Annotated in this window: 17 protein-coding genes; 1 reads left to right on the top strand and 16 read right to left on the bottom strand. The window is 61.5% G+C overall.

The features are described 5' to 3' along the window. Window positions 1-37 precede the first annotated feature (37 nt). From ACF8EA_RS07125 to pilM, 13 genes are all read right to left on the bottom strand, one after another. Window positions 38-550, bottom strand: a complete 513-nt coding sequence (locus tag ACF8EA_RS07125) for a cytochrome b/b6 domain-containing protein (RefSeq protein WP_392521372.1) — start codon at window positions 548-550, stop codon at window positions 38-40. A gap of 56 nt (window positions 551-606) precedes the next feature. After that, window positions 607-2076, bottom strand: coding sequence for an N-acetylglucosamine-binding protein GbpA (gene gbpA / locus ACF8EA_RS07130; protein WP_392521374.1), 1470 nt, complete (start codon window positions 2074-2076; stop codon window positions 607-609). Between the two features lie 106 nt (window positions 2077-2182). Further along, the gene (locus tag ACF8EA_RS07135) at window positions 2183-2542 is read right to left on the bottom strand and encodes a YgiW/YdeI family stress tolerance OB fold protein (protein WP_021783682.1); all 360 of its coding nucleotides are present in this window, start codon (window positions 2540-2542) and stop codon (window positions 2183-2185) included. A gap of 116 nt (window positions 2543-2658) precedes the next feature. Beyond that, entirely contained in the window at window positions 2659-3723 is a 1065-nt protein-coding gene (hemE, locus tag ACF8EA_RS07140) for a uroporphyrinogen decarboxylase (protein ID WP_101196373.1), read from the bottom strand. 194 nt (window positions 3724-3917) lie between these two features. Beyond that, on the bottom strand, window positions 3918-5336 hold the full coding sequence (locus tag ACF8EA_RS07145; protein WP_003249156.1) for an FAD-dependent oxidoreductase: 1419 nt from the start codon (window positions 5334-5336) through the stop codon (window positions 3918-3920). 123 nt (window positions 5337-5459) lie between these two features. Next, the gene (gene gltB / locus ACF8EA_RS07150) at window positions 5460-9905 is read right to left on the bottom strand and encodes a glutamate synthase large subunit (protein ID WP_252460691.1); all 4446 of its coding nucleotides are present in this window, start codon (window positions 9903-9905) and stop codon (window positions 5460-5462) included. A 373-nt stretch (window positions 9906-10278) separates the two neighbouring features. Continuing rightward, window positions 10279-11856: an SPOR domain-containing protein gene (locus ACF8EA_RS07155; RefSeq protein ID WP_392521375.1), complete on the bottom strand. Its 1578-nt coding sequence runs from the start codon at window positions 11854-11856 to the stop codon at window positions 10279-10281. 15 nt (window positions 11857-11871) lie between these two features. Beyond that, window positions 11872-12969, bottom strand: a complete 1098-nt coding sequence (aroB, locus tag ACF8EA_RS07160; protein WP_003249149.1) for a 3-dehydroquinate synthase — start codon at window positions 12967-12969, stop codon at window positions 11872-11874. Between the two features lie 96 nt (window positions 12970-13065). Further along, a complete protein-coding gene (aroK, locus tag ACF8EA_RS07165) occupies window positions 13066-13584 on the bottom strand; it encodes a shikimate kinase AroK (protein WP_010955625.1) in 519 nt (172 codons plus the stop codon). Window positions 13585-13588: 4 nt separating this feature from the next. Then, window positions 13589-14851 (bottom strand): type IV pilus secretin PilQ, encoded by a 1263-nt coding sequence (locus ACF8EA_RS07170; RefSeq protein WP_392521376.1) that lies wholly within the window; start codon window positions 14849-14851, stop codon window positions 13589-13591. Then, window positions 14775-15776, bottom strand: coding sequence for a pilus assembly protein PilP (locus ACF8EA_RS07175; protein ID WP_392521466.1), 1002 nt, complete (start codon window positions 15774-15776; stop codon window positions 14775-14777). The genes ACF8EA_RS07170 and ACF8EA_RS07175 overlap by 77 nt, the downstream gene beginning before the upstream one ends. Window positions 15777-15787: 11 nt before the next feature. Further along, on the bottom strand, window positions 15788-16324 hold the full coding sequence (locus ACF8EA_RS07180; RefSeq protein WP_392521377.1) for a PilN domain-containing protein: 537 nt from the start codon (window positions 16322-16324) through the stop codon (window positions 15788-15790). Beyond that, on the bottom strand, window positions 16321-17202 hold the full coding sequence (pilM, locus tag ACF8EA_RS07185) for a type IV pilus biogenesis protein PilM (RefSeq protein WP_392521378.1): 882 nt from the start codon (window positions 17200-17202) through the stop codon (window positions 16321-16323). Before pilM ends, ACF8EA_RS07180 begins: the two co-directional genes overlap by 4 nt. A gap of 206 nt (window positions 17203-17408) precedes the next feature. Here pilM and ACF8EA_RS07190 point away from each other — a divergent pair, with 206 nt between their 5' ends. Next, the gene (locus tag ACF8EA_RS07190; protein WP_392521467.1) at window positions 17409-19859 is read left to right on the top strand and encodes a penicillin-binding protein 1A; all 2451 of its coding nucleotides are present in this window, start codon (window positions 17409-17411) and stop codon (window positions 19857-19859) included. A 141-nt stretch (window positions 19860-20000) separates the two neighbouring features. On the opposite strand, the gene ACF8EA_RS07195 is transcribed toward ACF8EA_RS07190, so the two are convergent. The 3 genes from ACF8EA_RS07195 to rpmE form a co-directional block, all read right to left on the bottom strand. Continuing rightward, window positions 20001-21269, bottom strand: coding sequence for a malic enzyme-like NAD(P)-binding protein (locus tag ACF8EA_RS07195; RefSeq protein ID WP_003249133.1), 1269 nt, complete (start codon window positions 21267-21269; stop codon window positions 20001-20003). A 178-nt stretch (window positions 21270-21447) separates the two neighbouring features. Beyond that, entirely contained in the window at window positions 21448-22269 is an 822-nt protein-coding gene (locus ACF8EA_RS07200) for a thermonuclease family protein (protein WP_392521379.1), read from the bottom strand. 2 nt (window positions 22270-22271) lie between these two features. Next, window positions 22272-22487 carry a 50S ribosomal protein L31 gene (gene rpmE / locus ACF8EA_RS07205; protein ID WP_003249127.1) on the bottom strand — a complete coding sequence of 72 codons (216 nt, stop codon included), beginning with the start codon at window positions 22485-22487 and terminating at the stop codon, window positions 22272-22274. Window positions 22488-22518: the final 31 nt, after the last annotated feature.

A 22518-nucleotide genomic window follows, 5' to 3' on the forward strand; every position in this document is an offset into this window, starting at 1 on the left:
CGCCGCCCAGGCCCAATGCCCCAACCGTTTCATCGACTCAAGGCAACATCCGCCGAATGATGCGTCGACCCGAAAGTTCGTGCATTACCACCGCTACGACATGCAGCAACATGGCGCCAGCAAGCAACGTACTTGCTGCAACGTGCAACTTGCGCCAGGCATCCAGCCATGAAGGGTCAACCAGCAAGGGCGCTATGGCAAACCAGCCGAACACCTCGATCGGTCGGTCCATCATCAGCACACCGGTCAGCAGAACCAATGCCGTGAGCCAGTACAGCCCTTCATGGACGAAATGAGCTACCCGGCGCCCGGCGACACTCTGGTGTACCGCGCCTGGCCTGGCCATGCACACGCGAAGCAGCCAACGCATGAGAAAAACCGGGATAAAAAGCGTGGTCAGCCCAACATTCACGAAGCCGATGAAGTCAGCGCTGGAGGGTTGGACCTCAACCAGGGAAACATAGAAACCACTCGCCAGCGCCCAACCGATAATCAGGGCAGAGATCCAGTGCAACACAACCTGTTGCCAAGCATATTTATCTTGCGACATCGAAAAGTCCCGAGCCTGACCCGGCAGCCCAACTCAGGCTGCCAGGCCAGATCTCCTTAGCGTTTGATCCAGGCGTCTTGCCAGTTGCTGCCCACACCTGGCTCATACTGACTGGCACTTTCCGAATAGATCTTGCACCAGCCTTCATACGGGAATGGCTTGCACTCGAACACCTCGCCAGTTTTCGGTTGCAGGACGCGAGTTCCTGCCTTGTAACTGGCAAGCGATTGCGGGAATTCGAAGTCGTAGCCTTCACCCCCGGCCGCCTTCAACTGAACCTTGCGCTCTTCCTGAAGCAATATGCGCCCGGTTTTATTGACACCGACAACCTTGAGCAGGTGCTCGCCTTCAACACTGGCTACCGGCAGAGAAATCGGGCTGGTGGTGGCATCCACTTGCTGACGGACGAAGCCGACCTGCTGGTTGGCTGAATCGTACAGTCGCGCACTCACCTGCAAGTTACGGTTGGTCATCACCGTGAAGTCCAGCGCCGCCTTTCCATCAGTCAGGGTATATTCCGACTTGAGATCATGCAGGTGCAGATAGCTGTCATCCGAAGGCACGCCTTCGAAGTCCAACTGATAGCTGCTGATACCTGTCTCAGGCTTTGCATAGATATTGTTGGCGCCCTGTACCGGCGTGATATTGCCTTCTTGATCGGGTTGACCTGCCTGTACCAGCGACTGGCTTTCATTGATACGCGTGGCGAGCTTGTACGACCAGTTGGGTGCAAGGCCTTCTTCAGCGTTCTCGATGGTAATACTCACGCTGTAAGGCGCGCTCTCTGAGCCCGCCACGAACGCACGGGCCTTCACCTTGTCGCCAATCTGCAAGTCCCGATGTGGGTTGATGGCGCCTACTTTTGGCCATTGCGGAACAGGGCCGCCATCAGTTTGGATATCCACATCCATCACGTTGTAAAACGCAGCGGCCGTATCATCGACAGTCCAGACACCCATGATGACATGGTGCCCCGACCTGTCTGCCGGCAAGGTGCACTGATGCTTGACCGGCGATGGCCCGACGGTGGGTTGACCTTCGCCGCGCGCAGGCTTGCCGTGGCCATCTACCTTGCAGAAAGGCGTCAACTCGAACGCATCGCGTGCCAAGGGTGAATTGGGATTCCAACCGGCCTTGGTGATGAAGTATTCCCAACCGGTTGTCTTGTGCCCTTCGGTGTAATGCCACTCGAAGGTAATGTCGCGCTGCTTGATAGTGGTCAGGTGCCAACGATTGGCAGACTGTTCGTCAAGCGGAGCAAAGTCACCTCGCTCTCCACCACTGGCGAGTTTGCCGTCGACAGGGCCACGTGCAGGGAATCCTTTAACGGTTTCTCCGACTGACTGGGGCTCGTACGTCGCTGCCCCGCACTCGGTATTTTGCCCCAAGCGACAGGCGTAGGCGCGCGAAGGCGGCTCGCTGGTATAACCATGGGCATAGGCCAATTGTCCCTGTATACCCGCACCGGCCATTGCTACCCACACACTGGTAGCCAACAGCCTTCGCACATTCTTTGTTGTACTCATGATGCCCCCCGGCGTAATGGACTTGCACCAGCAAGCCCGACTGAGTGGCCCAGTCTATTTACGCGCCAGGGATCAATATGTAGGAATTAGCTCGTTACACGCGCTGCTATCGCCCAACCGGGGTGAGGAGTTCGACAACATCTACATCGACCTCCCTGCTCATCAGGTGCTTCTCCACCTCACCAGTCAGTTTGACCTTGGTTTTTTCGTTGAACGGTGTCTGCGGGAGATCTTCATCGTCAATCTCGACGGTTATGGTGCCCGTGTCATCCTTGAACTCGTACTTGTCGTCGTTATTGATCTTTTTGGTCACGAACCCCTGCAGCACCACCGGAGTATCATCGGCGGCATCGTTGGCGGCAGCCACTGTGGAAACTGGCTGGGCACCAGGGCCCGTATAGCTGCCAGCAAGGGCAGCGGTACTGAACAGCGGGACGAGGATCAGTGCGAGATAATGGGTTTTCATGAGGATTGGGTCCTGTTTCGGTTTCGATGGGACCAGATTAACGACGATCGCTGAATTAAAACTTAATGCACAAAAAACCCGGCATCGAAGCCGGGTTTACTGAGCAGTGCATCAAGTCACTGGTGGTACTGCGCCGACAGCTCGTGCACAGCATTGATGAACACACCGGCATGCTCCGGGTCAACTTCCGGGGTAATACCATGACCAAGGTTGAACACATGGCCAGTACCGTGGCCATAACTGGCCAGGATGCGCGCCACTTCCTTGCGAATGGCTTCAGGCTTGGCGTACAGCACGGTCGGGTCCATGTTGCCTTGCAGCGCCACCTTGTCACCCACACGGCGACGGGCGTCGCCGATCTCGCAGGTCCAGTCCAGGCCCAGCGCGTCAGCACCGGCTTCGGCAATGCTTTCCAGCCACAAGCCGCCGTTCTTGGTGAACAGGATCACCGGCACCTTACGCCCTTCGTGCTCGCGGATCAGGCCGCTGACGATCTTGCGCATGTAGGCCAGTGAGAACTCCTGGTAGGCCGCCGCCGACAGGTTGCCGCCCCAGGTGTCGAAGATCTGCACGGCCTGGGCGCCGGCCAGAATCTGGCCGTTAAGGTAGCTGGTGACCGACTGGGCCAGCTTGTCCAGCAGCAGGTGAAGGGCTTGCGGGTTGTCGTAGGCCATGGCCTTGGTCTTGCGGAAGTCTTTCGACGAGCCGCCTTCGACCATGTAGGTGGCCAGGGTCCACGGGCTGCCGGAGAAGCCGATCAGTGGCACACGGCCATTGAGCTCACGGCGAATGGTGCTGACCGCGTCCATCACGTAGCCAAGGTCTTTCTGTGGGTCCGGGACTGGCAGCGCTTCGATGTCGGCCGGAGTGCTGATGACCTTCTTGAAACGCGGGCCTTCGCCGGTTTCGAAGTACAGGCCCAGGCCCATGGCATCGGGAATGGTGAGAATGTCCGAGAACAGGATCGCCGCGTCCAGCGGGTAGCGGTCCAGCGGCTGCAGGGTGACCTCGCAGGCGAACTGCGGGTTCATGCACAGGCTCATGAAGTCACCGGCCTTGGCGCGGCTGGCGCGGTACTCCGGCAGGTAGCGGCCGGCCTGGCGCATCATCCACACAGGGGTGACGTCTACAGGTTGCTTGAGCAGTGCACGCAGGAAACGATCGTTCTTCAGGGCAGTCATGTCGGCATCCGGAAAAATAGTGCGGGCATTTTCTCAGACACCAGCGCAAAAGGCACGGCCATGGCCATGTGTTTTGTCTATTGGATGCCACAGATCAAGCGTTTTTGTATACAAAAGCTTCGCGGGCATGCCCGCTCCCTCAGGTTCTGCGCTTAAACCTGCGGGAGCGAGCATGCCCGCGAATAGGTCGCCAATCAGACTTCGAGGTAGTCGAGGATACCCTCGGCGGCCGTACGCCCTTCGAAGATCGCAGTCACCACCAGGTCCGAACCACGCACCATATCGCCACCGGCGAACACTTTCGGGTTGCTGGTCTGGTGCTTGAACTTGCCCTTTTCCGGGGCAACCACACGGCCCTGGCTGTCCAGCTGAATGCCATGCTGCTCAAACCATGGCGCCGGGCTCGGGCGGAAGCCGAAGGCGATCACCACGGCATCTGCCGGCAGGATCTCTTCGGAGCCCGGGATGGGCTCAGGGCTGCGGCGGCCACGGGCATCAGGCTCGCCCAGGCGGGTCTCGACCACTTTGACGCCTTCGACCTTGTCCTCACCCACAATGGCAATGGGCTGGCGGTTGTAGAGGAACTTCACACCCTCTTCCTTGGCGTTCTTCACCTCTTTGCGCGAACCCGGCATGTTGGCTTCGTCACGACGATAAGCACAGGTCACCGCCTTGGCACCCTGACGGATCGAGGTACGGTTGCAGTCCATCGCGGTGTCACCACCGCCCAGCACCACCACTTTCTTACCCTGCATGTCGACGAAGTCTTCCGGCGACTTCTCGAAGCCCAGGTTGCGGTTGACGTTGGCGATCAGGAAGTCCAGTGCGTCATGCACGCCCGGCAGGTCCTCGCCCGGGAAGCCACCCTTCATGTAGGTGTAGGTACCCATGCCCATGAACACTGCATCGTACTCGGCGAGCAGCTGTTCCATGGTCACGTCCTTGCCCACCTCGGTGTTCAGGCGGAACTCGATACCCATGCCGGTGAAGACTTCGCGGCGGTTGCTGAGCACGGTCTTTTCCAGCTTGAACTCGGGGATACCAAAGGTCAGCAGGCCGCCGATCTCAGGGTTTTTGTCGAACACCACCGGGGTTACCCCAGCGCGCACCAGGACGTCGGCGCAGCCCAGGCCCGCCGGGCCGGCGCCGATGATGGCGACGCGTTTACCGGTTGGCTTGACCTTGGACATGTCCGGGCGCCAGCCCATGGCGAAGGCGGTGTCGGTGATGTACTTCTCCACCGAGCCGATGGTCACCGCGCCAAAGCCGTCGTTCAAGGTGCAGGCACCCTCGCACAGGCGGTCTTGCGGGCAAACACGGCCGCATACTTCGGGCAGGGTGTTGGTCTGGTGCGACAGTTCCGCCGCGGCCAGGATGTTGCCTTCGGAGACCAGCTTCAACCAGTTGGGGATGAAGTTGTGTACCGGGCACTTCCACTCGCAATACGGGTTACCGCAGCCCAGGCAGCGGTGCGCCTGCTCTACGGACTGCTGCGGCTTGAACGGTTCGTAGATTTCCACGAACTCCTTCTTGCGCTGGCGCAGCAGCTTTTTTTTCGGATCCTTTCGGCCCACTTCGATGAACTGGAAGTCATTGTTCAGACGTTCAGCCATTTTTCAAAACCTCTTTACAGCAGCTGCAAGCTACAAGCTGCAAGCCGCAAGACGATCACTTAAGCCGGGCAAACCTCGTACTGCCATTACTTGCAGCTTGAGGCTTGCCACTTGCAGCTGTTTTTACTGCGGGTTGGCACGGGTGCTGGACAACAGCTGCTTCAGGTTGGCTGCCTTCGGCTTGACCAGCCAGAAGCGCCGCACGTAGTCGTCCAGGTTCTCCGAGAGCTCACGCCCCCACGCGCTGCCGGTCTCATCCACATACTCGGCAAGGACACGCGCCAGGTGGCTACGGTAGGCCTCCATCGCTTCGCCACTGATACGCTGGATTTCCACCAGCTCGTGGTTGAGCTTGTCGACGAAGCTATTGTCCATGTCGAGCACGTAGGCAAAGCCGCCAGTCATGCCAGAACCGAAGTTGTAACCGGTCTTGCCCAGAACGCAGACAAAGCCGCCGGTCATGTATTCACAGCAGTGATCGCCAGTGCCCTCGACAACAGCATGGGCGCCGGAGTTACGTACAGCGAAGCGCTCGCCCGCAGTACCTGCGGCAAACAGCTTGCCGCCAGTGGCACCGTACAGGCAGGTGTTGCCGACGATGGCGCTGTGCTGGGTTTCGAACGGGCTGCCGGCTGGCGGCACGATGGTGACCTTGCCACCGGTCATGCCTTTGCCGACGTAATCGTTGGCGTCGCCTTCCAGGTGCAGGTTCAGGCCACCAGCGTTCCACACGCCAAAGCTCTGGCCCGCAGTCCCCTTGAAGCGGAAGGTGATCGGCGCCGCAGCCATGCCCTGGTTGCCGTGCAGGCGGGCGATTTCGCCCGACACACGCGCACCGATGGAGCGGTCGCAGTTGCAGATGTCGAGGCTGAACTCACCACCCGCCTGGTCGCGGATGGCCGGCATGGCCATATCAACCATCTTCTCGGCCAGCTCGCCCAGGTCGAACGGCGGGTTCTTGTCGACTTCGCAGAACTGCGGTTTGTCCGCCGGAATGTGCGAGCTGCCCAGCAGCGGCGACAGGTCCAGGTACTGCTGGCGTTCGGTGTCACCTGGCAGCACATCGAGCAGGTCGGTACGGCCGATCAGTTCACCAAGGCTGCGCACGCCCAGCTTGGCCAACCACTCGCGGGTTTCTTCGGCGACGAAGGTGAAGAAGTTGATCACCATGTCGACGGTGCCGATGTAGTGGTCCTTGCGCAGCTTGTCGTTCTGGGTGGCCACGCCGGTGGCGCAGTTGTTCAGGTGGCAGATGCGCAGGTACTTGCAGCCCAGGGCAATCATTGGCGCGGTACCAAAGCCGAAGCTTTCGGCACCGAGGATGGCCGCCTTGATCACGTCCAGGCCGGTTTTCAGGCCGCCGTCGGTCTGCACCCGCACCTTGCCGCGCAGGTCGTTGCCGCGCAGGGTCTGGTGAGTTTCCGCCAGGCCCAGCTCCCAAGGGGCGCCGGCGTATTTGATCGAGGTCAGCGGCGAAGCACCGGTACCACCGTCGTAACCGGAGATGGTGATCAGGTCGGCATAGGCCTTGGCCACACCAGCGGCGATGGTGCCCACGCCCGCTTCGGCTACCAGCTTGACCGATACCAGCGCCTGCGGGTTGACCTGTTTGAGGTCGTAGATCAACTGGGCCAGATCTTCGATCGAGTAGATGTCGTGGTGTGGAGGTGGCGAGATCAGGGTCACGCCCGGCACCGCATAACGCAGCTTGGCGATCAGGCCGTTGACCTTCCCGCCCGGCAACTGGCCGCCCTCACCAGGCTTGGCGCCCTGGGCAACCTTGATCTGCAACACTTCGGCGTTGACCAGGTACTCCGGGGTCACACCAAAACGGCCGGTGGCCACCTGCTTGATCTTCGAGCTCTTGATGGTGCCATAGCGCGACGGGTCTTCGCCGCCTTCACCAGAGTTGGAGCGCGCGCCCAGGCGGTTCATGGCCTCAGCCAGCGCTTCGTGAGCTTCCGGCGACAGTGCACCCAGCGAGATACCCGCCGAGTCGAAGCGCTTGAGAATCGCCTCCAGCGGCTCGATCTGCTCCAGCGCCAGCGGCTGGTCGGCCACCTTCACTTTGAGCAAGTCACGGATCATCGACACCGGGCGCTGGTCCACCAGCGTGGTGTATTCCTTGAACTTGGCGTAGTCGCCCTGCTGCACGGCGGCTTGCAGGGTGTTGACCACGTCCGGGTTGTAGGCGTGGTATTCGCCACCGTGGACGAACTTCAGCAGGCCGCCTTGCTGGATCGGCTTGCGCGCGCTCCAGGCTTCGGCCGCCAGCAGCTTCTGGTCGTTTTCCAGGTCTTCGAAGCGCGCACCCTTGATGCGGCTGGACACGCCCTTGAAGCTCAGGCCTACCACCTCCTCGGCCAGGCCGATGGCCTCGAACAACTGTGCACCGCGGTACGAAGCGATGGTGGAGATCCCCATCTTCGACAGGATCTTCAGCAGGCCCTTGGAGATACCCTTGCGGTAGTACTTGAACACTTCATCCAGGTCGCCCAGCACTTCGCCGGTACGAATCAGGTCAGCCAGTACTTCATACGCCAGGTACGGGTAAACGGCCGAGGCACCGAAGCCCAGCAGCACGGCGAAATGATGCGGATCACGGGCGGTAGCGGTTTCCACCAGGATGTTGCTGTCGCAACGCAGACCCTTTTCGGTCAGGCGGTGGTGCACGGCACCCACGGCCAGCGAAGCGTGCACCGGCAGCTTGCCCGGGGCGATATAACGGTCGCTCAGCACCAGCTGGGTCTTGCCCCCACGCACAGCTTCTTCGGCCTGGTCGGCAATGTTGCGGATGGCCGCTTCCAGGCCGACGCTTTGCTCATAGTTGAGGTCGATCAGCTGGCGGTCAAAGCCTTCGCGCTCCAGGTTCATCAGCGAACGCCACTTGGCAGGCGAGATGACCGGCGAGCTGAGGATCACCCGCGAAGCGTGCTCCGGGGACTCCTGGAAGATGTTGCGCTCGGCACCCAGGCAGATTTCCAGCGACATCACGATCGCTTCGCGCAGCGGGTCGATCGGCGGGTTGGTCACCTGAGCGAACTGCTGGCGGAAGAAGTCGTATGGCGAACGCACACGCTGCGACAGCACGGCCATCGGCGTGTCGTCACCCATCGAACCAACGGCTTCCTGGCCCTGCTCACCCAACGGGCGCAGCACCTGGTCACGCTCTTCGAAGGTAACCTGGAACATCTTCATGTATTGCTTGAGCTGGTCAGCGTCGTAGCTGGCCACGCCCTGGTCGTCGGTCAGTGTCGCCTGGATACGCGTAGCGTGCTGACGCAACCAGCGCTTGTATGGGTGCCGCGACTTCAGGCGGTTGTCGATGGCGTCGGTGTCGAGAATCTGGCCGGTTTCGGTGTCCACGGCAAGGATCTGGCCCGGGCCGACACGGCCCTTGGCCAGCACTTCCTCAGGCTGATAGCCCCATACGCCGATTTCCGAGGCGATGGTGATGTAGCCATTGGTGGTGGTCACCCAGCGCGCCGGGCGCAGACCGTTACGGTCGAGCAGGCACACCGCGTGGCGGCCTTCGGTCATGACGATACCGGCCGGGCCATCCCACGGTTCCATGTGCATGGAGTTGTATTCGTAGAAGGCGCGCAGGTCGGCGTCCATGGTCTCGACGTTCTGCCATGCCGGCGGTACCAGCATGCGCACGCCGCGGAACAGGTCGATGCCACCGGTAACCATCAGCTCCAGCATGTTGTCCATGCTCGACGAGTCGGAACCGACGCGGTTGACCAGCGGGCCGAGCTCTTCGAGGTCGGGGATCTGGTCGTTGGCGAACTTGGTGCGACGAGCCACGGCCCAGTTGCGGTTGCCGGTGATGGTGTTGATCTCGCCGTTGTGGGCGAGGAAGCGGAACGGCTGCGCCAGCGGCCATTTCGGCAGGGTGTTGGTGGAGAAGCGCTGGTGGAACACGCAGATCGCGGTTTGCAGGCGCTCGTCACCCAGGTCTGGGTAAAACGCCGCGAGATCGCGCGGCATCATCAGGCCTTTGTAGATGATGGTCTTGTGCGAGAAGCTGCAGATGTAGTGGTCGGCGTCATGGGCGTTGGCCACCGACGAACGACGACGGGCGCTGAACAGCTTGATGGCGAATTCCTGATCGCTCAGGCCTTCACCGCCAATGAACACCTGCTCGATCTGCGGCAGGCGCTCCAGGGCCAGGCGGCCGAGTACGCTGGTATCGATCGGCACCTTGCGCCAGCCGACCAGTTTCAGGCCGGCGGCGAGGATCTCGCGGTCCATGTTGGCGCGGGCAGCTTCGGCTTTGACCGGGTCCTGGTTGAAGAACACCATGCCGACGGCGTACTGCTTGGGCAGCTCGACAGCGAAGTGCTCCTGGGCCACGGCTCGCAGGAATTGATCGGGCTTCTGCATGAGCAGACCGCAACCGTCACCGGTCTTGCCGTCGGCATTGATGCCGCCGCGGTGGGTCATGCACGTCAACGCCTGCATGGCAGTTTGCAGAAGGTGGTGGCTCGGCACGCCCGTCATATGGGCGATCAGGCCAAAACCACAGTTGTCCTTGAATTCTTCGGGATGGTACAGACCTGTTTTCATAGACACATTCTCACCAGGTTCACCTCTCAACGGAGGTAAATCTCTTTTTTAACAACCACTTACCATCCACGCCGATCAAACGCCAGCTTTTTTGCGGTGGTCATGGAAAACCATTGTTGCACAGCGACAGCGATGCCCACAAATTTTCATGTCTCGGCATTGAAAATTTATGTCGCAATTTTGAATGTTTTTGCGCCATGCGCCGTGATATCGGCTTGACTCGAGTCTGAAGCGTTTCAGCCATGACTGCAACTAGGGGCTTGTGGCCGGCAGTCCGGGACAGAAAAGCCTGCCGCGCTCGGGCGCAGCAGGCTAGTCGAAAGCTAGAATTCGCTTAGCTACTGGGCGGCGGGGTGATGCCGCCCGGAAGGTATCAGCGGGCCGCAGCCAGCTCTTGTTGGACGCTGGCGACGGTACGTGGCCAAGGTTTACCAGCCTGGACCTTCGCTGGCAAGTTCTTGATTGCTGCAACCGCTGCGTCGCGGTTGGCGAAACTGCCGTAAGTCACGACGTACAGGGGTTTGCCCTGCAGGTTTTTCTTGAAGTAGCGATAGTCGCCACCCTGGGCCTTGACGTAAGCCTGGGCCGACGCTTCGGAGCTGGTTCCGAGGATCTGCACCACATAATTGCCCGGCTTCTGTCCAGCATACCAGCCACCGTTGCCAGCGCTAGCGGCTGCTGGTTTCTCGGCGGCTTTGCCGGCCGGCTTGGCCACGGCGACCTGGGTCGGCGCTGGCTTGGCAGGCGCAACCGGCTTGGCGGGCTGGGTTGCAACAGGCTTCGGCTCAGGCGCAACCGACTGTACTGGCTGCGCAGGCGCCGGGCCAGCCGGCACACCTTGTGGCGGGGCGATGGTGGTTACGGTCGGTGGCGGGTTGCCAGGCTGCAGCGCGGTGTCGCCCGCCGGGCTTCCCTCTTCACCGTCGCCCATGCCTGCGGCTTGGGCCAGCGGTTCGCGCATCACCGGCTGCGACTGGCCAACCAGTGGCAGCGGCATTGGCTGGGAGGAGCCGGAGAACTCGATGGCAGCGCCCTGCTTACCGTCACCCAGCGGCAACTGGGCTTGGGCGGCCGGCGCTTCGGCGGGGGCCTTGTCGCCTTTCTTGGGCATCAATACCGCGGCCGCAACGGCAACCACGACCACAGCGGACAGCGCGAGCACATGTTTTTTAGGCATCTTGAACCCCATGGTTGGTCGCTTGGCCGTCGAGCGGCTGGCGATCATCGCTTCGATCAAAGTGTCACGGGCGACCTGGTTGATGTTGCCAGGCCAGCCGTCGGAGTTTTCATGGATATCGGCGATTTGTTCACGGCTGAACACCTCGATGCCCCGGCCAGCCCCTTCCAGGCGCTGCTCCAGGTACTCGCGGGTTTCTTCTTCACTGTAGGGCGCAAGCTCGATGATGTGGAAACGTTCTTCCTCGACATTGAGCTCGTCCAGCCCGGCAATCAGCGATGGCTCACCGAACAGAAACACGTGCGGACGCCCCTCAGGTACCCCCGCCGCCAATTCCAGCAACGCTTGGAGTGCCGACTCGTCGAGTTGTTCCGCATCGTCCACCAGCAAATACACTTCCTGCCCGGTCAGTGCCAGCTGCACCACCTTCGACAGGATCGCCTGTACCTCGGGCTGGGCCACACCCAGCTCCTGCGCGACCTGCGCGAGCATACTGGAGGCATCGCTGGCGCTGCGGGCCGACACCACCACACTTTGCACAGCCTGCTTGTTGGTGCTGGCCACCAGGGCCTGGCGCAACAGCGACTTGCCGCTGCCCAATGGGCCACTGACCACCAGCATCAACTGGCTATAGCGCGCCAGGTGGTGCAGTTGGCCAAGCACAGGCTTGCGCTGGGCCGGGAAGAACTTGAAGCCAGGTACGCGGGGCGCGAATGGATCATGGCTCAACTGGTAATGGTCGAGAAAGGCCTCATCGGCATGCAAACTTGTCATTGCGCTGTCACAACCTCAAAGCTGGGCCACGATCGCGCGGTAATCCGCCGACAGCGTGGCCTGAAGAATCTCTTTCGAATAGTCGTCGGTCACCACGGCCTCGCCCATCTGGCGCAGCAGCACCAGACGCAAACGACCGTCGAGCACCTTCTTGTCGACCGCCATGTGCTCCATGAAATGCGCCGGGGTCATTTCCTGTGGTGGCACCACCGGCAAACCTGCGTCCTGCAACAGGCGGATCCCACGATCGCGCTCAGCCTGGTCGATCCAGCCAAGGCGCATGGACATTTCCAGGGCCATCACGGTACCCGCCGCCACGGCTTCGCCGTGCAACCACACGCCATAGCCCATGTGGGTTTCGATAGCATGCCCGAAGGTATGCCCCAGGTTCAGCGTGGCCCGTACGCCAGACTCGCGCTCGTCGGCGCCCACCACTGCGGCCTTGGCCGCGCAAGAGCGGCGGATGGCCTCGGTCAGGGCGGCCGAATCGAGGGCACGCAGTGCCTGCATATTGTCTTCGAGCCAGGCGAGGAACGGCTTGTCGCAAATCAGGCCGTACTTGATCACTTCGGCCAGGCCTGCAGACAGCTCGCGCGCTGGCAGGGTCTTGAGGCTGGTGGTATCGATCAGCACCGCATTGGGCTGATAGAAGGCACCGACCATGTTCTTGCCCAGCGGATGATTGATGCCGGTCTTGCCACCCACGGAAGAGTCGACCTGGGACAACAGGGTCGTTGGCACCTGGATAAAGTCGACGCCGCGCTGGTAGCAAGCGGCAGCGAAGCCAGCCATGTCACCAATCACGCCACCGCCCAGAGCGACCACCGTAGTACGACGATCATGGCGGGCTGTCAGCAGGCCATCGAAGATCAGCTGCAGTGTTTCCCAGTTCTTGTGGGCTTCACCATCGGGCAACACCACTGGCAGTACCGAATAGGCACCGAGGGCCTTGCTCAGGCGTTCGAGATACAGCGGCGCGACGGTCTCGTTGGAAACGATGGCAACCTGCCGACCCGCGATGTGCGGTGCCAGCAGCTCGGGCTGGTCCAGCAGGCCTTCGCCAATGTAGATCGGGTAGCTACGCTCGCCCAGGTCGACCTTTAGTGTCTGCATGTATCCCCACAATGTACTTGGGCGCGGCGCCATCCGGCGACCTGCGCGGTAACGTTGAGCCTCGCCTCGGCGCTGGTGGCCGAGAATAGTCCCGGGTTAACGGGGCGGCAACTGCTGCAAGCGCTCGAGAATATCGATCACCACCATGCGTGGTGGCCGCTCGTCGGTTTCAACCACCAGGTCGGCGATCTCGCGATAGAGCGGGTCGCGGGTTTCCAGCAAAGTGCGCAAGGTCGCCTCGGGGTTGGCCGTGCGCAGCAGCGGGCGGTTGCGGTCGCGCGCGGTGCGGCCGACTTGCTGTTCGACCGAAGCATGCAGGTAGATCACCCGGCCACCCTGATGCAGCGCCTGGCGGTTGGCTTCGCGCATTACCGCGCCACCGCCGGTGGCCAGGACCACACCGTCGAGCGCGCACAGCTCGGCGATCATCGCTTGCTCGCGATCACGAAAACCCGGCTCGCCTTCCTTGTCGAATATCCACGGGATGTTTGCGCCGCATCGCAGTTCGATTTCCTTGTCGGAATCCTTGAACAGCAGGCGCAGCTCTTTGGCCAACAGGCGTCCGATGGTGCTTTTACCAGCGCCCATGGGCCCCACAAGTATCAAATTTCGCACAGAATCAACGACTCACAGCAATCGCCTGGTCACTCATGATACGCGGAGTCAGGAAGACCAGCAGCTCGGATTTTTTCTCTTGTAATGCATCGCGTCGAAACAGCCGCCCAACATACGGCAGATCGCCGAAAAATGGCACCTTGTCGACCACATTGTTTTGCGAAGTCGAGTAGACGCCACCGATCACGATCGTTTCGCCGTCCGCCACACGAACCTTGGCATTGACCTCGTTCTTGCGGATCGGCGGTACGTTGTTCAAGGCATTGACGTAATCCGGCTCGTCCTTGGTCACCCTGACGGTCATGATCACCTTGTTGTCCGGGGTGATCTGTGGCGTTACTTCCAGCGACAGAGAGGCTTCGCGAAACGATACCGAGGTAGCGCCGCTTTGGCTCGTTTCCTGGTAAGGCACCTCGGTACCCTTGAGGATCCTCGCCGTTTCCTTGTCAGCCGTGACCACCTTGGGCTGCGAAATGATCTCGCCGTTGCCGCTTTTTTCCATGGCACTGAGTTCCAGGTCCAGCAACACGTCACCGCGCAACAAACCAAGGCCGATACTGCTGCCGGCACGCTCCAGGCCGAGGTCGACGAACAATTCCTTGCCGGGCCGCAGCTTCTCGCCGTACAGCGGCCCGCCCCAGCGCACCCCCAGGCTTTTCTCATAATCGACGTTGGCCTCGACGATACGCGCCTCGATCGCTACCTGGCGCACCGGCACATCCAGCTGCGCCACCAGCTGGCGCAACTCGGCCAGGCGTTCAGCGGGCAGATACACCACCAGCGTATTGGTGCGCTCATCGACACTCAGGCTACCCGTGGGGATGCCGTCACCCTCCAGACTTGCCTGCAGCAACTGCGCCAAATCGGCGGCCTTGGCGTGGTGAATGGGCAGCAGCTCCCGACGCAATGGCTGCTGGTGCGCATCCAGCACCTGACTCACCCGGGCATCTGCTGATTGCGCGGCAAACTCGGCTGCAGGCGCCACCAACAGCACATTACCCTCCTGGCGCCGGGACAGGCCCTTGCTGCGCAGCACCAGGTCAAGCGCCTGATCCCACGGCACGTCCTGCAAACGCAAAGTGACACTGCCTTGTACTGCATCACTGGCGACCAGGTTGACGCCGGCGTAGTCAGCCAGCACCTGCAGCACTGCACGCACCTCTACATCCTGGAAGTTCAGCGACAGGGGTTCACCCTGGTAAGGCGTCGCCGAAGCCAGCGGGATCGACAGCAGGGTTGCCAGCAGGTATTTCATCCACGTTTTCATTCGGGTCCGAGGCCTCCTTGCCCAGGCGCTTGGCGAGGGTGATGAACGCCGTGCGCTCGTGCCATACCCCCGCCATGAAAAGCCGCTCACGCACTTCGACCTGACGTTGGTCTATATGCTTCACTACCCCCTGATCGCGCCCTACCCGGTCCCCCGGGCGCACGCGATAGAGCTTGCCAGCCGCCATCAGCAGCGCCTCGCGTGCCGTCCCGCGCGCCAGGCTGCCGACCATCTCCAGCTGTGCCAAAGGCACGCCGACCAGGCCAGTACTGGCCACTCGCGCCATAGCAGGGGCAAACGGGTCCACCTCAGGCGCAGCCATTGCGGCTCTTGCCGGCAGGTGCGCCAGCATTGCGGGTGCCTTCATGGGCGTTGCCGCATGATAGGCATCAACCCGCAACCGCAGGCGCAACAGCCCAGGCTGGCGATCAACGGTTGCCAGGCTCATGTCACCGCTGCGCAGAATCCGCGCCTGCCCTAACCATTCGTCCAGCCACAGCCGCAAGGCCGGGTAACGCCCTACCACTTGCACCTCCAGCGGTACCTTGCTGAATCCGGCCTGTTGCTCGCCCTCACTTACATCCAGGCGCTCGACAAGCAAGCCATGCGCATGCCCCGACACTGCCAGACGCTCAAGCAGGTCGCTCATGCTTTCCCCGGCTGCCAGATACCAGTGCGCTTCTTGCAACCGTTGCTCGGCAAGCACCACTGAAGCCTTCAGCCGCTCCAGTTCTGCCAACTGCGATGCACTGGCTGCCTGCAGCTGGCTCAGCTCGACATGCCTGGCCTCCTCCCGCGCCTGCTGCTGTAACAGTGGGGGCAGGCGTATCGCGCAGCCGAGGCCGAACAGCACAACAGCTACGAGCACTGGCGCCAGCCGTCGGAAGCGGCCTGAGCGCTCGACCACCGCCAGCCAAGCGACCATTTGTGCTGCACTCACGACCAAAACGCCGCAACGCGAGCGGTCAGCAAAAACTCATCGCCGTCCGGCAGGCTCTTGATGTGCTTGAGTTCCAGATCGAGCAAAGCGTTCGAGCGGTTCAAGTCGCGCATGAACTGCGCAACCACAGCACCAGACGCAGCCACCCCTGTCATCTGCAAGCGGTCACTATCAAGGCTCAGGTCTAGTAGCTGCACACCTTCAGGCAGCGCCCCTTCAAGGTCGGCGAACACACCGGCCAATACATCCTGATGGGCGCGCAGGCCTTCCAAAGCCACCGCACGGGCAAGTATCGCTTCATGCTGTGCACGTACCTCGGCCAGCGGTTGCACCTGCTCACCCAGTACATCAAGGGTCGCTTGGCGCTGGGTATTGGCCAACACCTGCTGCTGCCCGCGCTGGCGGGCCAGCTGATCGACCAGCATCACGGCGCACAAAGCCAACAGTGCGCCAGCAACCAGCTGGCCTCGAAAGCGCCGCAGCGCCGCCTGACGCTGCCTTTCGCGCCAGGGCAGAAGGTTCAGCCGCATCATGGACGCAACCCTCCCAAGGCCAAGGCGCTGGCCAGGAGCATCGACCCATCAACATGTTCAAGCCCTGCCAGACCAGGCAGGTACGTGCACGGCACATTCAGCCGGCTGCCAAGGCCCTGCAGCCAGTCCGGACTGACCGATGAGCTGCTGACAACCCACAACCGCGCAGGCAGGCCCTGCCCGGCAAGCCAAGCCTGCAGGCGCTCTGGCCATTGCCCGTGCATGTCCGGGCCAGCCGTTTGCAGCTCACAGCGCTGGTAGGCCCTGCCGGGCTGCCAGTCATGAAGGGTTACGCTGCGGGCTTCGACACGCAGCAGTGCTGCGCCCTCAAGGCCGCCCTGTGGCAACATGCGGCACAAGGCAATGTTGTCGACCTCGACGGCTTCCAACTGCAAGCCCGCCTCCTCGACGACGGCTTCGAGTGACGCCAGCGCACTCTGCCGACAGGCGGCAACCATCACCTCGGAGCAACCTGGCTGGGCATGGGAAGCGCCCATGACCTGAAAATCCAGGGCCAGATCTTCCAGCGGAAACGGAAACAGCCGCTCTGCATCGGCAAGCAACTGCGCCTCCAACTGTGCCCCGTCCTGCTGCACAGGCAGATGGCACAACTTGCAAATAACCTGACTGGCCGGCAGCGCCAGTGCTACCCGGCGTTGCCTGAGGCCGCTGCGCCGGTATGCTCGCTGCAGCGCAGCCGCCACCACGTCAGGTTCCGCAGCCCAGTCATCGGCCAGCGGCGCCTGAAACAGCTCTTGTGCCGACCCCATCACACGGCAGCGCCGATTGCGCTGTTGCAGTTGCATTATCCGAACGGCGTCGGGGGTAATTTCCACCCCCACGAGTGAACCGGCATCCTTGCCGAAGCGTCCAAGCATCGCGACTCCTTTGCTGTTTGGTGCAGCTGCCAAACGCAACTGCCTGTCGCAACCCCGCGGCAACACTGGGCCGGGGCTACTCATCGAGTCGACGGGTAGCCTGGCCGGTCACCCGGAGAGGCGAAAAATGCTTATAATGCCCAGCGTTTTTTGGTCCACCGGACCTGCGTGCAATCCACTCCCAACCTGGACACCGAAAAGCCTTGATACGTCTGCTGAAGTTCTTCTGGTGGTCTTCCGTCGCAGTCATCTGCGCGCTCGTACTCGGTGTGAGCGGTGCGTTTCTGTATCTTAGCCCCAGCCTGCCCTCGGTCGAGTCCCTCAGAAGCATCCAGTTGCAGATCCCCCTCAGGGTGTACAGCAGCGATGGCAAGCTGATTGCCGAATTCGGCGAAATGCGCCGCTCGCCGATCCGCTTCGCGGATATTCCCCCACAATTCATTCAGGCGCTGCTGTCAGCCGAGGACGACAATTTCCTCAACCATTATGGTGTCGACCCCAGCAGCCTGATGCGCGCCGCGACCCAGCTGGTGAAAACCGGTCATATCCAGACCGGCGGCAGCACCATCACCATGCAGGTGGCGAAGAACTTCTTCCTCACCAGCGAGCGCAGCTTCTCACGCAAGACCAACGAAATCCTGCTGGCCCTGCAGATCGAGCGTGAGCTGACCAAGGACGAAATCCTTGAGCTGTACGTGAACAAGATCTACCTGGGCAACCGCGCCTACGGTATCGATGCAGCTGCACAGGTGTATTACGGCAAGTCCATCCGTGACGTGAGCCTGGCGCAGATGGCGATGATCGCCGGCCTGCCCAAGGCACCGTCACGCTTCAACCCGCTGGCCAACCCGGTGCGCGCCAAAGAGCGTCGCGACTGGATCCTCGGACGCATGTACAAGCTGGGCAAGATCGACGAGGCCAGCTACCAGGCCGCCCTGGCCGAGCCGCTCAATGCCAGCTACCACGTGCCGACGCCTGAGGTGAATGCCCCGTACATCGCCGAAATGGCCCGCGCGGAAATGGTCGGCCGCTACGGCAGCGACGCCTACACCGAAGGCTTCCGCGTCACGACCACCGTGCCTAGTGACATGCAGGAAATGGCCAACAAGGCCGTCCTCAAAGGGCTCTCCGACTACGATGAGCGCCACGGCTACCGTGGCCCTGAAGCACGTTTCCCGGGCCGCACCCAGGCAGCCTGGCTGAAGGAGCTGGGCAAGCAACGCACCCTTGGCGGCCTGGAGCCAGCCATTGTCACCCAGGTGGAACAAACCGGCCTCAAGGTGCTGACCCGCGACGGCCAAGAGGCGCAGGTTGCCTGGGACACCATGAAATGGGCGCGTCCGTTCATCAACAACAACGCCCAGGGCCGCGCACCGCAATCGCCGGCCGACGTGGCCCAGGTCGGTGACCTGGTGCGCCTGCAACGCCTCGAAGATGGCACGTTGAAGTTCAGCCAGGTACCCGCTGCGCAAAGCGCCCTGGTCACCCTCGACCCGAACAGCGGCGCCATCCGCGCCCTGGTTGGCGGTTTCTCGTTCGAGCAGAGCAACTACAACCGCGCCGTGCAGGCCAAGCGCCAACCGGGCTCAAGCTTCAAGCCATTCGTCTACAGCGCCGCGCTGGACAGCGGCTACACCGCTTCCAGCCTGGTCAACGATGCGCCGATCGTGTTCGTTGACGAGTCGGTGGATAAAGTGTGGCGACCGAAGAACGACAACAACACCTTCCTCGGCCCTATCCGCATGCGTGAGGCGCTGTACAAGTCGCGCAACCTGGTGTCGATCCGCCTGCTGCAAGCCATGGGCGTGGACCGCACCATCGACTACATCGCCAAGTTCGGCTTCAACAAACAGGACCTGCCGCGCAACCTGTCGCTGGCCTTGGGCACCGCCACCCTGACCCCGATGGAGATCGCCACCGGCTGGAGTACCTTTGCCAACGGTGGCTACAAGATCACCCCGTACCTGATCGACCGCATCGAAAGCCGCAGCGGCGAGACACTGTTCACCGCCAACCCGCCCCGCGTACCGCAAGGTGCCGAGGACCAGGCGGGCCTGGCCGCCCCCGAGCAGCCAATCAGCACTGCCGCCATGCCAGGCGAGGCACCTTCTGCCGTCAGCCAGGTGGCCGCGGCACCGCAAACGCCAGCAGTGGCCGAACGGATCATCGACGGGCGTACCACCTACATCCTCACCAGCATGCTGCAGGATGTGATCAAGCGCGGCACCGGCCGCCGGGCCCTGGCCTTGGGCCGTACCGACCTGGCGGGCAAGACGGGGACCACAAACGAATCCAAGGACGCCTGGTTCTCCGGTTACAACGCCGATTACGTGACTACCGTTTGGGTCGGCTTCGACCAGCCGGAAACCCTCGGCCGCCGCGAATATGGCGGGACTGCGGCCCTGCCGATCTGGATGAACTTCATGGGCGCGGCACTCAAGGACAAGCCTGCGCACGCCCCGGCAGAGCCGGAAGGCATTCTCAGCTTGCGCGTCGACCCGGTCAGCGGTCGAGCCGCATCGCCGAGCACACCGAATGCCTACTTCGAGCTGTTCAAAGCCGAAGACTCGCCGCCGTCGGTGGACGAACTGGGCAATGGCGTGGCACCGGGCAGCCCGCTGCCAGCCGATGAAGCGACGCCGATGGATCTGTTCTGAAACAGGGCGCCTTATCCAGGATATGCGTGGGCGCGCCAATCAAGCGCCAAATATAGTGTGACAACCACCTCGCAATTCCAATGCCCCAACAAAAAGCCCCGGCTCATGCGAGCCGGGGCTTTTTTATGTCGCTTGCTGCAATCAGCCGTTGAACACTTCATCCACGCTGGTCAGCGGGTAGTGCTTCGGATAAGGCAGGGTAGCCACGCCAGATTCGATGGCAGCCTTGGCCACAGCATCGGAAACGACGGTGATCAAGCGTGCATCCAGCGGCTTCGGAATGATGTACTCACGGCCGAACTCCAGGCCTTCAACGCCATAGGCTTCGCAAACTTCCTTCGGCACTGGCAGCTTGGCCAGGTCTTTCAGGGCGATAGCGGCAGCGATCTTCATCTCTTCGTTGATACGCTTGGCGCGAACGTCCAGAGCACCACGGAAGATGAACGGGAAGCCCAGCACGTTGTTGACCTGGTTCGGGTAGTCGGAACGACCGGTCGCCATGATCACGTCATTGCGAGTGGCATGCGCCAGCTCTGGGGAGATTTCCGGGTCCGGGTTCGAGCAGGCGAACACGATCGGGTTGGCAGCCATCGACTTCAGGCCTTCTGGGCTCAGCAGGTTCGGGCCAGACAGGCCTACGAACACGTCGGCACCGTCAAGGGCGTCGGCCAGAGTGCGCTTGTCGGTCGCGTGGGCGAACTGCGCCTTGTACTGGTTCAGGTCGTCACGGCCAGCGTGGATCACGCCACTACGGTCGATCATGAAGATGTTCTCGACCTTCGCACCCATGCTTACCAGCAGCTTCATGCAGGAGATGGCAGCAGCGCCGGCGCCCAGGCAGACGATCTTGGCGTCTTCCAGTTTCTTGCCGGCGATTTCCAGGGCGTTGATCATGCCAGCGGCAGTCACGATGGCGGTACCGTGCTGGTCATCGTGGAACACCGGAATATCGCACTGTTCGATCAGGGTACGTTCGATTTCAAAGCACTCAGGTGCCTTGATGTCTTCAAGGTTGATGCCACCGAAGGTGATCGAAATGCGGCGAACGGTGTCGATGAACGCTTGCGGGCTTTCCGACTCGACTTCGATGTCGAACACATCGATACCGGCGAAACGCTTGAACAGAACACCCTTGCCTTCCATGACCGGCTTGGAAGCCAGTGGGCCAAGATCACCCAGACCGAGGATGGCAGTGCCATCGGAAATCACCGCAACCAGGTTGCCTTTGCCGGTGTATTTGTAAGCCAGCTCTGGATCACGGCCAATTTCGCGCACCGGCTCTGCAACACCTGGGCTGTAGGCCAGGGCGAGATCACGGGCGGTGGCAGTGGGCTTGGAGAGTTCAACGCTCAGTTTCCCCGGACGAGGTTGAGCGTGATATTCGAGAGCGGCGGTTTTCAGGTCTGACATGGTGGGCATTCCGCTATTTACTGTTCTGACGGACCGCCGAGGATACGCAAAGAGCCGGGGAGCCACAAGACTGGCCGGTCACTTGTGTCAAGGCCTTTAGCCTACGACTTTACGCTACAACCCACGGGGGCATACGACCTACAGTGTGTACAATCCACTATCGAAATGTCTACATCTTTTAGCCTGAAATGCGCGCCAGCATGCTCGGATCGGTCAACGGCAACACCCAGCGTCGCTGCCCGGGCTTGAGGCCTCCCCTGCGGGAACGATCCAGCACCCAGCCGCGCGCTTCGACCTGGTGTCCCTTGAGGTTATCGAAGAAGCTGGCGGGGAAGTTGCGCTGCAGACGAGCGGGAACCTGCAGCACCATGGTATTGCCCAGGGTCAGCCAGACCCCGCCACGATTATGCTCAATGCCTACGATACGACCACGTACAACAGCGAAACCTGACTGCCTGACATCGCCTGCAGGCACCACGGGTGAACGCCGCCACAGCCCAACACCAGCCTGGCGCGCCGCTTGTTCGGCAAGCTGCTGGCAGCCGCTGAAGCGCACATTAGGGGCAATTGCCACGCGATAGCCCAAGCCCTCGCTAAGCAATTGTGCTTCCAGATTGTCGCCATTGCGGCTGTAGATGTGCGCCAGTGTGCGACCGTACTTGTCTTTGCCTTCAACACCAGGCACCAGCCCGACGCGATGGTCACTGGCCTTTACCAAGGCCTGCAATCGCCGCCTGGCAGCTTCGGCATAAGGCTCACTGGTACGCCCCTTGCGACCGATTTCCGGTGCATTGATGCCGATCAGCCGCACACTGCGGCCATCGACCAGACGCAAGGTGTCGCCATCGACCACCTGTCGTACCGCTACCCATTGGGGCTTGTCCGGCAGTGGGCAGAACGCCAGGACCGGGAAATGCCAGATAACGCCCACAAAAAAGGCGCCCACAAGGGGCGCCTTCTTCAGCAACAATGCGAAACCCGAAGGATTCGCCATGCGCATGATTACTTCTTGGCACCGAACATGCCGAAGCGATCGGCGAACTTCTGTACGCGACCACCGGTGTCCAGAACTTTCTGCTTACCGGTGTAGAACGGGTGGCACAGGTTGCAAACGTCGATCGACAGGACATTGCCCAGGGTCGAACGAGTTTCGAACTTGTTACCGCAGCTGCAGGTGACTGCAACTACTTCGTAGTTCGGGTGGATACCTTCTTTCATGGTCACTTCCTCGAGCTGCGTGCCGCCACCC

This window comes from Pseudomonas sp. YQ_5 (assembly GCF_043103305.1).
GTDB classification, from domain to species: Bacteria; Pseudomonadota; Gammaproteobacteria; order Pseudomonadales; family Pseudomonadaceae; genus Aquipseudomonas; species Aquipseudomonas putida_Y.